The organism is Rhizobacter sp. Root1238 (genome assembly GCF_001425825.1).
GTDB lineage: Bacteria > Pseudomonadota > Gammaproteobacteria > Burkholderiales > Burkholderiaceae_C > Rhizobacter.
In genome coordinates this window covers 14,144-25,775 of the sequence record NZ_LMDM01000026.1, presented here as the reverse complement: position 1 = coordinate 25,775, position 11,632 = coordinate 14,144, and the positions used below count along the sequence as shown (strand labels likewise).

The 11,632-nt window shown below is 70.6% G+C and carries 12 protein-coding genes; 2 read left to right on the top strand and 10 right to left on the bottom strand.

The features are described 5' to 3' along the window. The first annotated feature begins 39 nt into the window (after positions 1 to 39). Together ASC98_RS19895 and ASC98_RS19890 are read left to right on the top strand one after the other, a co-directional pair. Positions 40 to 1,110 carry a hypothetical protein gene (locus ASC98_RS19895; RefSeq protein ID WP_157597681.1) on the top strand — a complete coding sequence of 357 codons (1,071 nt, stop codon included), beginning with the start codon at positions 40 to 42 and terminating at the stop codon, positions 1,108 to 1,110. A 43-nt stretch (positions 1,111 to 1,153) separates the two neighbouring features. Next, positions 1,154 to 1,453 carry a hypothetical protein gene (locus ASC98_RS19890; protein WP_056810206.1) on the top strand — a complete coding sequence of 100 codons (300 nt, stop codon included), beginning with the start codon at positions 1,154 to 1,156 and terminating at the stop codon, positions 1,451 to 1,453. A 25-nt stretch (positions 1,454 to 1,478) separates the two neighbouring features. On the opposite strand, the gene ASC98_RS19885 is transcribed toward ASC98_RS19890, so the two are convergent. From ASC98_RS19885 to sctU, 10 genes are all read right to left on the bottom strand, one after another. After that, on the bottom strand, positions 1,479 to 2,429 hold the full coding sequence (locus ASC98_RS19885) for a hypothetical protein (RefSeq protein WP_157597680.1): 951 nt from the start codon (positions 2,427 to 2,429) through the stop codon (positions 1,479 to 1,481). 73 nt (positions 2,430 to 2,502) lie between these two features. Continuing rightward, the gene (locus tag ASC98_RS19880) at positions 2,503 to 4,359 is read right to left on the bottom strand and encodes an ATP-binding protein (protein WP_056810200.1); all 1,857 of its coding nucleotides are present in this window, start codon (positions 4,357 to 4,359) and stop codon (positions 2,503 to 2,505) included. Positions 4,360 to 4,432: 73 nt separating this feature from the next. Beyond that, positions 4,433 to 4,957, bottom strand: coding sequence for a molecular chaperone Tir (locus ASC98_RS19875; protein ID WP_235581327.1), 525 nt, complete (start codon positions 4,955 to 4,957; stop codon positions 4,433 to 4,435). Continuing rightward, a complete protein-coding gene (locus ASC98_RS19870) occupies positions 4,954 to 5,811 on the bottom strand; it encodes a hypothetical protein (protein WP_157597679.1) in 858 nt (285 codons plus the stop codon). The genes ASC98_RS19875 and ASC98_RS19870 overlap by 4 nt, the downstream gene beginning before the upstream one ends. Continuing rightward, complete coding sequence (sctS, locus tag ASC98_RS19865) at positions 5,808 to 6,068, bottom strand: type III secretion system export apparatus subunit SctS (protein ID WP_056810193.1); 261 nt, start codon at positions 6,066 to 6,068, stop codon at positions 5,808 to 5,810. Before sctS ends, ASC98_RS19870 begins: the two co-directional genes overlap by 4 nt. Before the next feature lie 13 nt (positions 6,069 to 6,081). Next, positions 6,082 to 6,738, bottom strand: coding sequence for a type III secretion system export apparatus subunit SctR (sctR, locus tag ASC98_RS19860; protein WP_056810190.1), 657 nt, complete (start codon positions 6,736 to 6,738; stop codon positions 6,082 to 6,084). After that, positions 6,716 to 7,786, bottom strand: coding sequence for a type III secretion system cytoplasmic ring protein SctQ (sctQ, locus tag ASC98_RS19855; RefSeq protein WP_056810187.1), 1,071 nt, complete (start codon positions 7,784 to 7,786; stop codon positions 6,716 to 6,718). The genes sctR and sctQ overlap by 23 nt, the downstream gene beginning before the upstream one ends. A gap of 6 nt (positions 7,787 to 7,792) precedes the next feature. Continuing rightward, complete coding sequence (sctP, locus tag ASC98_RS19850; RefSeq protein WP_082541599.1) at positions 7,793 to 8,437, bottom strand: type III secretion system protein SctP; 645 nt, start codon at positions 8,435 to 8,437, stop codon at positions 7,793 to 7,795. Positions 8,438 to 8,555: 118 nt separating this feature from the next. Beyond that, on the bottom strand, positions 8,556 to 10,511 hold the full coding sequence (locus ASC98_RS19845; protein ID WP_056810179.1) for an FHIPEP family type III secretion protein: 1,956 nt from the start codon (positions 10,509 to 10,511) through the stop codon (positions 8,556 to 8,558). A gap of 23 nt (positions 10,512 to 10,534) precedes the next feature. After that, positions 10,535 to 11,629 (bottom strand): type III secretion system export apparatus subunit SctU, encoded by a 1,095-nt coding sequence (gene sctU / locus ASC98_RS19840; protein ID WP_056810176.1) that lies wholly within the window; start codon positions 11,627 to 11,629, stop codon positions 10,535 to 10,537. Positions 11,630 to 11,632: the final 3 nt, after the last annotated feature.

Here is an 11,632-nt window from a genome sequence, read left to right as displayed (position 1 = left end):
GCACATTGCACGGGCGGCGGGGCACAACTTCGCCCCCGCATGCGCCGCTTCGCGCCATGCCGCAGCCGGCGGCGCACGGGCGGCCTACCGTGGCGGCCAACGACGTCACAGCTCCAAGGAACCCGCATGCCTCCGATCAATCCGCTGTTGGTGAAGAACGGCCTCCAGGCGTTCACCCGCATCGGCCAGCAGGCCGGCAAGCTGGCGACGGCCGCGCCCGGCCTGGCGGAAAAAGCGACCGGCGCCGCGCGCCTCGCCGCGAAGCAGATGAGCGGATTGAGCGGACTGGCCGAGCGCCTGCCGTCGAAGCTGCCGAGCGCCGCGACGCTGCAATCCGGCATCGCCGGGCTGCGCCCGCGCCTGCAGAACGCGTCGATGCTGGGGAAGATGGGCCGGCTGGGACAGGCGGCGCAGATGGGGGGCATGGGGCCCGCGGGACCGATGGGGCACATGGCGAACCTCGGTCAGCTTCCGCTCGGGCAGTTCGGCCAGATCCGCGATGCCGCGCAGTCGGCGCTGCACAAGCCGATGGCCGCGGCGCTGAAAGGCTCCGACCGGGCCTCGCGGGTGGCCGGCGAATTCCTGCAGGCCCTGCACGACATCGAAAGCAACGCGCTGTACCAGAACTTCGCCCCGCCGCTGGTGACCCAGATGCTCGGCGAGGCGCGCACCGGCCTGCAGGCGATCCACGACATGATGCAGCGCTTCCAGTCCGGCCTGGCCGGGTTGTCCGGCGGGCCGAAGCCGAGCGCGGAGAAGCCGAGCGCGCAGAAGCCCCCGACTCAGAAGCCGACCACGGAGAAGCCGACCCCGCAGCAACCGGCGGCGGCCCAGCCGTCCGCGCCGCTGGGCATCGCGGCCAAGCCCGAGCCCGTCTCGCTGTCGACGTCCACGCCCGCGGAAGGGGTCCAGTCGCTGCGCGAACGCGGCGTCGACCTGAAGGCGCTGCAGCAGGACATGCGCAACTACAAGCTGCACGCCCAGCCAACCCACGACGAACTGCTCGGCAAGTACAAGGACAGCGCCGATCTCTCGATCGTCGACGACGGCCCGACGCTTGCCAAGTTCATGCTGGCGCTGAACAGCGCGGTGCGCGCCGACGCCGCCTGAGCCGCGCTTCGCTTCCCACGAACCCGATCACAGGACCCATGACATGACCCTGCACGCCGCCACGCCCCCCACCGCCGCTCCGGGCACCGGGGCCCCCGATACCGATTTCTCCTTCGACGACAGCTCGTTCGACGAACTGCGGGACGAAGCGGTGCGCCGCTTCGAGGCGCTGGTCGACCGCATCACCGACGGCCTGATGAGCGACCCGGTCGACAACGGCCCGGCCCACGACCGCGAGGCCTGCCGGCTGGCCGCGATCGCGCTGCTGGCCGAGGCCAACCGGTCCGAGTTCGGTGCCGATTCGCTGCTGGCGCAGGTGCTCGCAGGCCTGCCGGGCGCATGAGTCGGCATGCTGGCCGGTGCCGCCGTCACCGCATCTGGTTCAAGAGCGACAGGGTCCACGCCTGCAGCACGCCGAGCATCACCAGCAGGTCCCGGCCTCGCTGATCCTCCGGGCACGGTTCTGCCATCTGCCTCACCCCGTCCATGGCGTCCTTCATCATCGCCAGATCGGCGGCGACGATCTCCGTCGCCTCCCCGCATTGAATGCACTGTGCGGCATGAAGGAGCGCCCGGCACTGCGTCAGTCCGGAAATGAACAGCGACTGCCGGATCTGGTTGCCGCCGCACAGCGACGTCGCACCCGCCATGGGGTCCAGTTGCTCTCCACCAGGCACGCCATGCAACGAGGCCAGGGCCACGAAGCAGACCCACACCGATGGGCGGGGACCCGTCTCGATCTTCACGCAAAGGGCGGCGTACACGTCGGCGACCAGCCCTGCCCGGCCCCGAAAGACCAACTCGAGCAGATTCCGGCACACATGGGGACAGACATTGAACGAATACGCGATCTCCAGCACGTGCGTTGCGACCGCCGAGCAACCGACGGGTGTCTTGTGCAAGGCAAGGGCCGCCAGGGCGGCCCGGGCCGCCTTGACCTGATTCACGCAGCCCAGGCATTGCGCTGACGCCAACGGCGAGCCCGGTGCGGTCAGGTAGGCGGCAGCGAAGATCGCGGCGCATTCCTGCGGGGCCTCCAGGTCGGTGATCGCCATCAGGATCTTCCAATGCCCGTCTTCGAGGCAGAAGCTCCCTCCCCGCTGACCGACCGGCAACCCGGCGATGCAGCGGCGGATGGCGTCCTCCCGCTCCGCGGCGGGACTGGAAAGGTCCTCCATGCACGCCCAGGCCTGCTCGAGAGGGTCGTCGCTCGAGTCTTCGAAGCTTTCCGTCTCGTCCGTCTCCGGCGTGCGCGCCGGCTGCGGCCATGCTCGCGGCGAGGCTGGCCTGGGGGGCGAATCGGATCCGGTTCTTTTCATGCCGCGCTCCTCAAAGCTGCTTGAGTACCGCGCCACGGCAGTTGGTTCCCTCGCGGAACGCTCGATTCGCCAGCTACAAGGTCCCCGGCACCGTCGTCGGGTCTTCCAGCGGCAGCCGCACGTCGAAGACCGCGCCGCCGCCGCTGCCGTTGCGCGCCAGCAGGTCGCCGCCCATCTCGCGCATCACGTCGCGCGACAGCGCCAGGCCCAGGCCCAGCCCGCGGCCGGCCGCCTTGGTCGAGAAGAACGGCTGGAACAGCCGCTCCAGCACCGCCGGCGCGAGCCCGGGGCCGTTGTCGGCCACGCCGAGCACGACGAATTCGCCGTCGGCCGTGCAGCTGAATTCGATGCGGCGCCCCTGCACCGGCTCCAGCACGTCGAGCGCGTTGTTGACCAGGTTCGCGATCACCCGCACCAGCTGGCCCTCGAAGCCGTGCGCCAGCGCATCGTCGAAACCGATGACGATCTCGCACGGCGTCTGGCCCAGCCGCGAGCGCAGCATGCCCAGCGCCTCGAGCACCGCCTGGCGCAGGCTCAGCTGCTGCACCTGCGCGGTCGAACGGGCCGGGAACGCCGCCAGCTGCGCGGTCAGGTCGGTCAGCCGGGTCGACAGTTTCAGCATCGAGCGCATGCTGGCCAGCACCTCGGCGGTCTCGCCGCTGTCGATCAGTTCGAGTGCCGTCTCGGCGACCAGCCGGATCGATGCCATCGGCTGGTTCAGTTCGTGGTTGATGCTCGCGACCAGGTGGCCGACGTTCGACAGCCGCTGCGCATAGGCCAGCGTCTGCTCGGTGCTGCGCAGCACCTGCTCGGCATCGCGGTCGAGCGCCAGCATCTCGGCACGCAGCGCGATCGCCTCGCGCTGCTGCTCGGCGGCCACGCGCGAGCCTTCGGCGTAGGCCTCGTAGGCGCCGGGGTAGTCGCCCTGGTCTTCCAGCAGGTCGGCCAGCAGCAGCCGCGCGGTCACGAGCCGCGGCTCGTTCGGCAGCGTCACCAGGTGCCGCACCGCCGCGCGTGCGCAGGCCACCGCTGCCCGGCTGCGGTGGCGCGCACGCTGCAGCTCGGCCATCTGCAACCACACGGCGCCGCGCTCCAGCCGGCTGCCGCGGCGGCGCGCCCAGTCGGCCAGCCGGCGCAGTGCGAGCAGCACCGTCGCGTCGTCGCCGATCGCGGTCGCGACCTGCGCGATGTTCTGCAGCACCTGGCCGCCATCGGGCTGGCTGCGCGGGGACTCGATGTGGCGCGCATCGGGCAGCACCGCCGACGCGCGTGCGTACTCGGCCTGCGCGCCCTGCACGTCGCCCTGCTGCGCCAGCTGGCGGCCGCGCTCCAGGCGCATCAGCGCCTCGTTGTGGCGCAGGCTGATGTCGAGGTGGTGGTCGTTCGGCGCACCGGGCGTGCCGACTGCGTGGGCGGCCATCGCGATCGCGCTGTCGAGGTCGCCGCCCAGCCGGTGCGCCATCGCCATCGCGGCCTGGCAGCGCGCCAGGTCGGCACGGTGGTCCATCAGCCGGAAGCGTTCGGTGGCTTCGGCGATCAGCGTCATCGCGCGTTCGTGCTCGCCGACCTCGAGCCAGCACTGGCCGCGCAGCAGCAGGATGCGGGTGGCCCGCCAGCGGTCGTCGCGGCGCTCGAAGGCCTGCTGCGCTTCGAGGCACAGCACGTAGGCGCGGTCCGGGCGGCGGGCCTGCAGCACCAGGGTGGCGGCGCGGAACAGCGTGCGCACCGTCTCGCCGTCGTCGCCTCCGGCACGCGCCAGCGCGATCGCTTCCTCGCACAGCGCGACGGCATACGGGCCGTCGGCGGCGACCCGCTCCATCGCCTTCAGCAGCCGCTGCTCGACCTGCGACGGCAGCAGCCGCTCCGGCGCGGTGTGCGGCCAGAGCGTCGGGCGGTCTTCGAAGAAGTCGTGCGGATCGCTGTCGGGCATGGGGCGGGATTGTGCAGTGCGCCGGCTTCGACAGGCTCAGCCCGAACGGCTCATGGCGGGCGACCGCACGAATTCAAGCGCGCAGCCAGAGGTAGTCGCCCGCCGAGATCGCCTCGAACATGTCGTCGGGCGCCTGCAGCAGGTGGTCCTTCCAGTAGCGGCCGTGCTCGGCGTAGTGGGTCAGCGTGTCCATCAGCCACGGGCCGTCGATGTCGTCGGTCATCGGCACGCGCACGATCAGCTGCGTCGAACCGGTGTCGGGGTCGAGGCCGAGCTGCGCCTGGTCCTGCGCATAGACCAGCAGGTTCGATTCCAGCATCAGCCGGAAGATCGACAGCGTCCGCCCGGCGGTCGTGATGCCGTAGTCGAACTGGATGTACATCGCCTGCGGATCGTTCGTCACATGGTCGACGATCACGCTGAAGCCTTCGACCTCGACCCGCCGCGACTGCAGCACCGCCGGCACGTCCGGCAGGTCGAGCTCGCCGCACAGCGCGGTCAGCAGCTCGATGTAGCGCTCGTGGTCGGGATCGCCGCCATCGGGCGCGTCGCCCTCGGTGCCCTCGGGCAGCTCGTCGTCGTTCATGACAGCGCTCATGGCTGGTTCCTCCTCGCCTGCACCAGCATCTTCGCGATGCTCAGCGCGGACTGTTCCTCGGTGCGCGGCACCTGCAGCTGCAACAGCTTCATCGGCAGCATCCAGTGCAGCATCTTGATCGACAGCGGGAAGCCGCCTTCGGGCAGCGCCGGCTTCAGGTAGTTCGCGGCCAGGTACTCGGCCACCGCGTTCAGCCCGCCGCTGTCGAGCCGGGCGCCGGCCCGGGCGCTGCCGAGCAGCGCCAGGTTCAGCTTGCGCAGCGCACTCGCGGCGAGCGCGCCGTTGCCGGTCTCGGCCGCCTTGTTCAGCTCGCGGTCGATGACGGCCTTCTGCACGACACCCAGCATGCCCTTCTTGCAGCGCTGCAGCGGGATCTTCGAATCGAACACCCGGCGCGGCGATCCGCCGCGCCCGGGTTCATCCGATTTTTGCGACAGGCTGCGCGCCTGCGCCAGCTTGTCCTGGCGCGAGCGTTCGCCGCCGCCCTCGTCCTGGTCGTCGCCGGAGTCCTGCGACTGGTCCTTCAGGCCGACGGCCTGGGTGCCGGTCTGCTGCGACTCCGCCGAGTGGAAATCGTGATCGTCGTCGTCGCCCTGGATGCCGTTCGCACCGCGGCGCCGGCTCTTGCGCGCCTTGCTGGTCGTCGAGCGCTTGGGCCGCGCGCCCGGCCGGTTGCCGCCCACCTGGCGGCCCTGCCCGCCGGAGCGGTGCGGGCCATGGTGGCCGCCATGCTGGTGCGTGGCCTGCGGCGTCGCGGGCGGCGCGGTCTGCGCGGTCGTGGCGGTGGCGGCGACCGCGGGCGCACGCGGCGCGACGACCGGCGCCATCCGGGTGAATGAACGGGTGATGCTCATTGCAGCGCCGCCTGTACTGCCTGCTGGGCGAAGCCGAGCACCATCGAGGCGCCCCACGGCGCGGCGACCACCAGCGTGATCACCACCGCGATCAGCTTGGCGCCCTGCGAGATGGCCTGGTCCTGCAGCGAGGTGATCGCCTGCACGAAGGACACCAGCAGGCCCACCAGCGCCGCCACCAGCACCGCCGGCAGCGAGACCATCAGGCACAGCAGCATGGCCTGGGAGGTCAGTCGAACGATGTTGTCGTAGTCCATGGGGGCTCGCTCGCTACTTGTAGGTCAGCACCAGGCCGTGGATCAGCGTCGACCAGCCGTCCATCACCACGAACAGCAGCAGCTTGAACGGGATCGCCACCTGCGTCGGCGTCACCTGCGACAGGCCGAGCGCGAGCAGGATGTTCGCGATGATCAGGTCGACGACGACGAAGGCCAGGTACAGCAGGAAGCCGATCTTGAAGGCCGCCGTCAGCTCCGACAGCGTGAAGGCCGGGGCCAGCACGATCAGGTCGTCGGCCTTCAGCGCCCTCGCCCGCTCCGGCGGCCACACCGCGGCCGCCGATTTCAGGAAGAAGGCCTTCTCGCGCGCCTGCGCATGCTTGTCGAGGAACTTGCGCACCGGCTCTTTCGCGACCTCGAGGACCTGGCCGATCTGGCCGGCACTCGACGGCGCGAAGCCCTGGTCCTTCATCTTGTCGTACGAATCCATCACCAGCGGCGCCATGATGTAGGCCGACACGATGATCGCGATGCCGTTCAGCACCATGTTGGGCGGCACCTGCTGCACGCCGAGCGCGTTGCGCAGCAGGCCCAGCACCACGACGATCTTGGTGTACGAGGTCACCATCATCGCGACGAAGGGCAGCACGCCGATCGCGAACGCGATGACGAGCAGCGGGAGCAGTTCACCCGTGGTGGTCTGCGTCATCGCGTGCCACCATGCGTGTGATGCGGGCACCCAGCCGCGATCCGACCGCCACCAGTTCCGCGTGGCCGATCACCTGGCCGCACGACACCAGGCGCAGGCGCGCCTCGGCCGCCGGCACCGCGAGCTCGATCACGTAGCCGGGCTCGATCGCCTCCAGGTCGGCCAGCGGCACCGACACGGTCTCGATCTCGAAACGCACCGGCAGCTCGAGCTCGCCGATCGCATCCGCGGGTTCGCCGGGTTCGGCGAGCAGGTCCTGGTCATCGTCCAACATCTGAAGTCCTCCTTCGACTGTCCATGAATTGCCTTGAATCCGTCCCGGTGCCGCCAGGCAGCGCGCACCGCGCGGCCCGAGCCGCAGCACCGCGGCGGCCCCCTCCAGGGCCTGCAGGTCGGCCGGCAGCAGCACCACGTCGCCGACGCGCAGCGAGCGCAGCACGTCGATCGACAGCGCGCGGCTCGCGATCGCCACGGCGCCAGGCAGGCGCAGCAGCGTGCGCCAGGCGCTGCGCTGGCCGTGCGGCCGCGCGGCGCCGCGCAGCGCGTCGTGCACCGGCCCGGGAAGTTGTTGCACCGCGACGCGTGCGATCTCGGCGCCGTCGCGGCGCAGGCTGCACCAGCCGCTGCGCGGCGCCTGATCGGCCGGCAGCGGCGCGAGCGCCACCGCCTGCACGCCGGGCAGCACCAGGCGCGACAGGCGCTCGGTGGTCTCGCCGAACAGCGCCTCGGCGGCCAGCGCGCGCAGCGGGGCCCCCAGGTCGGGCGCCGCGGCCAGCGACAGCGCGGCATCGGCGCGGCAGGCGATCGCGAGGCTGAAGCGGCCGGCGTCGCAGTCGAGCTCCAGCGCGTAGCTTGCGAAACCGCGGGGGGTGTCGCCGGCATCCGGCGCCGCGGCGAGCGTGAGGCCGTGCCGCAGGTCCAGCGCCCGCCACAGCGCGCCGAGGCGGCGGTCGTGCAGCAGGCGCGAGGCGCTGGCGGCGGCGGCGCCGACGGCCCCCAGGTGGGCGGCGATCGGCGTGACGGGTTCGATGCGGGTGGCAGCGGTCATGGCGATTCAGTCAATGGAGATGGCGACATCGCGCCGGCGGTTCAGGGATTCTTCGAGCGTTGCGGCGAGGGCGTCGCGATGGGCAAAGAGTAGGTCGCGGGCCTTCGAGTCGGTGGTCTCGAAGCGAAGCTGCAGCCAGTACGACGAAAGCGACAGCGCCAGCGTGGTGTCGGGCAGCACGTCCGGGCGCAGCGGCATGCGCACCTGCCAGCCTTCGCTGTCGTCGACCGCGCTCTCGTTGCAGAAGCGCGCGATGGTCTGGGCGATCGCGGCGACCACCGGATGCGTCGGCGCGGCGGCACGGGCCACGCGGGCCGTGCCGTGCAGCAGGGGCTGCAGCAGTTCTGCGCTGGGGACCAGCTCGTCGGCCCAATCGGGTTCGGCGTGTTGCTCGGGTTCCGGCTCGCGGGTGACCGCGGCGGCGTGTTCGGGCTCGGCCGAGACCGCAAGCTCGTCCCCGGCAGGCGCATGCGATGAGGACGGCTCGGCATCGGGCCGCAGCCGCTCGCCGAACGGCCGCGCACCGCCCGACGGGCGGCGCTGGCGCAGCAGGTCGGTGAAGCTCGGCGCGCGCAGCGTGTCGGCCGGGGCGGGCTGCTTCGGCAGCGCGCTGCGGTGCACTTCAAAGGTGACAGGACGAGCGCGGCTCATTCAGCACCTCGGCGCCAGTTGGACGCAATCCAGCGAACCCCGTGGAACCGGCTTTGCCGGGCCACTGGGGTTGCCCCCTTGAGGGGGTGGCGCGAAGCGCCTACGGGGGTGGGCCTCCTCACAGCGCCACCCGGCCGAGCGGCTCGACACGCACCTGCGCGCCCAGCTCCTGGTACGAGTACACCGCCAGCCACTTCGATTCGGATTCGACGATGCGGCGCACATAGCGGCGGATGTCCATCGAGGTCACCACCGCGATGCCGGCGCGCGGCGCCGACCCGGCCAGTTCCTTCACGCGCCGGGCGATCGCGCCGACCGCGTCCGGCGCCAGCGCGAGGTAGTTGCCGGCCGGCGTCGGCTTGATCGCGTCGCGGATCATCTTCTCGACCGCCGGCTCCAGCAGCACCGCCGACAGCGCCCCGCTGCCCTGCGTCGCGCGGTGGCTGAGCCAGCGCCCGAGGTCGCCGCGCACGTACTCGGTCAGCATCAGCGCGTCCTTTTCCTTCGGGCCCCAGTTGATCAGGCTCTCGCAGATCGCCCGCATGTTGCGGATCGGCAATTGCTCTTCCAGCAGCCGGCGCAGCACCTCGGCGATGCGCTGCACCGTGACGACCTTCTGCATCTCGGCCACCAGGCCGGGATAGTCGGCGCCGACCCGCTCCAGCACCCACTGCACCTCCTGGATGCCGAGGAACTGGTGCGCCTGCTCGTGCAGCGACTGCACCGCGTGCTTCGCGATCACCTCCTCGTTCGACGGCTCGCCCTCGGCCTTCGGCCCGATCGCCAGCTGGCCGCTGCCGTGCGGCACGTCGTGCAGCAGCAGCTCGTACTCGTTGTCGGCATGGGTCGCGCGCGTCCACAGCCGGATGCCGGGGAACGGCAGCCCCAGCTGCTCCTGCAGGCTCAGGCGCTCGCGCTCAAAGGCGCTGTTCAGCACGTCGGGCCGCAGCGAGGCGGCCAGCGCCGGCGACATCGTCACCGCGAGCGGCGCGGTGAACGCGCTCGCCTTGTCCTCGATCGCCTGGATGTCGCCCTTGCGCGCCTTCGCGCCTTCGCGCTGCAGGCCTTTCAGTGCATCGGTCTCCCCCTCGTGCGAGGTCGCCTTGCCGGCGGTCTTGCCCTGCAGCTTGCGACCCAGCATCACGAGCGACGCGGCCAGCAGCAGGAACACGTACCACGGGAAGCCCGGCACCAGCGCGAAGCCGCACAGGAAGCCGGCGGCCAGGTACAGCGCGCGCGGGCTGCGCGTCAGCTGGAAGGTGATCTCCTCGCCCAGCGATTTCGGCTTGGCGGCGTGCTCGTCGGCCACCCGGGTGATCATCACGCCGGCCGCCACGCAGATCAGCAGCGACGGGATCTGCGACACCATCGCATCGCCGATCGACAGGATCGCGAAGCGGTTCGCCGCCTCGGCCGCCGGCATGCCGTGGTAGGTGATGCCGATCACGATGCCGGCCAGGATGTTGATCACCGTGATGATCAGCGCCGCGATCGCGTCGCCCTTCACGAACTTCATCGCGCCGTCCATGCCGCCGTGCAGCTGGCTTTCCATCGCGAGCGCGGCGCGGCGCTGGCGCGCCTCGTCGCCCGTCAGGTGGCCGGCGCGCAGGTCGGCGTCGATGCTCATCTGCTTGCCCGGCATCGCGTCCAGCGTGAAGCGCGCGCCGACCTCGGCGACCCGCTCCGAGCCCTTCGCGATCACGATGAACTGCACCACCGTGATGATGAGGAACACCACGATCCCGACCACCAGGTTGCCGCCCACCACCAGGTTGCCGAACGACTCGATGATGTGGCCGGCGTCCGCATGCAGCAGGATCAGCTTGGTCGACGAGATGTTCAGCGACAGCCGGAACAGCGTCGTGAACAGCAGCAGCGCCGGGAACGAGGTCAGCGAGACCGCGCTCGGGATGTACATCGTCACCATCAGCAGCAGCGTGCTGACCGTCAGGTTGACCGCCAGCAGGCCGTCGATCAGGAAGGTCGGCAGCGGCAGCACCATCAGCGCGAGGATGGCCACGATCGTGGCCACCATCGCGGCATCGCCGCCTATGTTGATCTTGAATTTCTTCATGGCATCCGCCTGGGTGATGAGAGTCAATGAACGGGGTTGTCGTCGCCGGGAGGCCGGGCAGCGGCCGGATCGCCGCGCTTCGCGCCGATCTCGTCCACCCAGCGCAGCACCACGGCCACCGATTCGAAGAGTTCCTCGGGCACGGCGTGGTCGACCGGCACCTTGTGCAGCGCACGCGCGAGCGGCGGATGCGCGAACACCGGCACGCCCATCGCCTCGGCATGGCCGCGGATGACCAGCGCCGCGTCGTCGACGCCCTTGGCCAGCACCACCGGCACGCCGGCTTCGTCGGCGCGGTAGCGGATCGCCACCGCGTAGTGGGTCGGGTTGACGATCACCGCATCGGCGCGGCCGACCGCCTGCTTCGGGTCTTCCTCGGCCAGTTCGCGCGCCAGCTGCTTGCGCTGGCCCTTGATCTCGGGGTCGCCTTCCTGGCCCTTGAACTCGCGCTTGATCTCGTCCTTGGACATGCGCTGGCCCTTCATGAAGTGGTGGCGCTGCAGCGCGTAGTCCAGCGGGGCCAGCACCAGGAACAGCGCGACCGCGAACAGCAGCACCTTGCCGATCGCGCCCCACGCGATGGCGCCGATCGCCATCGGCGTCTGGAACACCGCGCCCGAGATCAGCGGCAGCAGCTGCACGATCACCTGCCACATCACCGCGCCGATGACGACCGCCTTCAGCACCATCTGCGCGAAGGTCATCAGCGACTTCACCGAGAACACCTTCTTGATGCCCTGGGCCGGGTTCAGGCTGTCGAACTTGGGCTGCACCGCCTTCGGCGTCAGCTGGAAGCCGACGTGCGCGGCGATGCCGATGGCCGCACCGATGGCCGCGACCACCAGCAGCGGCAGGATCACCAACCCGGCTTCCATGCCCATGGCGGCGAGGCGCTTCCAGATCACGTCCATCGGGATGTCGCCGGGGCCGATGTCGAGCGCGAGCGAGATCACGGTGCGCATGCGGGCGACGCTGCTGTCGGCCATGGCCATCAGCGTGCCGACGACCGCCAGCGTGGAAGCGGCGATCGCCGCGTCCTGGCTCTTCGCGACCTGGCCTTCCTCGCGTGCCTTGCGCAGCTTCTGCTCTGTGGGCTCTTCGGTTTTTTCGTCGGACATGGC

Coding starts and splice junctions, on each gene's coding strand:
- ASC98_RS19895 (WP_157597681.1), top strand. CDS start 40: ATGCGCCGCTTCGCGCCATGCCGCAGCCGGCGGCGCACGGGCGGCCTA.
- ASC98_RS19890 (WP_056810206.1), top strand. CDS start 1,154: ATGACCCTGCACGCCGCCACGCCCCCCACCGCCGCTCCGGGCACCGGG.
- ASC98_RS19870 (WP_157597679.1), bottom strand. CDS start 5,811: ATGAGCATCACCCGTTCATTCACCCGGATGGCGCCGGTCGTCGCGCCG.
- ASC98_RS19875 (WP_235581327.1), bottom strand. CDS start 4,957: ATGAGCGCTGTCATGAACGACGACGAGCTGCCCGAGGGCACCGAGGGC.
- ASC98_RS19880 (WP_056810200.1), bottom strand. CDS start 4,359: ATGCCCGACAGCGATCCGCACGACTTCTTCGAAGACCGCCCGACGCTC.
- sctP (WP_082541599.1), bottom strand. CDS start 8,437: ATGAGCCGCGCTCGTCCTGTCACCTTTGAAGTGCACCGCAGCGCGCTG.
- ASC98_RS19885 (WP_157597680.1), bottom strand. CDS start 2,429: ATGAAAAGAACCGGATCCGATTCGCCCCCCAGGCCAGCCTCGCCGCGA.
- sctR (WP_056810190.1), bottom strand. CDS start 6,738: ATGACGCAGACCACCACGGGTGAACTGCTCCCGCTGCTCGTCATCGCG.
- sctU (WP_056810176.1), bottom strand. CDS start 11,629: ATGTCCGACGAAAAAACCGAAGAGCCCACAGAGCAGAAGCTGCGCAAG.
- sctS (WP_056810193.1), bottom strand. CDS start 6,068: ATGGACTACGACAACATCGTTCGACTGACCTCCCAGGCCATGCTGCTG.
- sctQ (WP_056810187.1), bottom strand. CDS start 7,786: ATGACCGCTGCCACCCGCATCGAACCCGTCACGCCGATCGCCGCCCAC.
- ASC98_RS19845 (WP_056810179.1), bottom strand. CDS start 10,511: ATGAAGAAATTCAAGATCAACATAGGCGGCGATGCCGCGATGGTGGCC.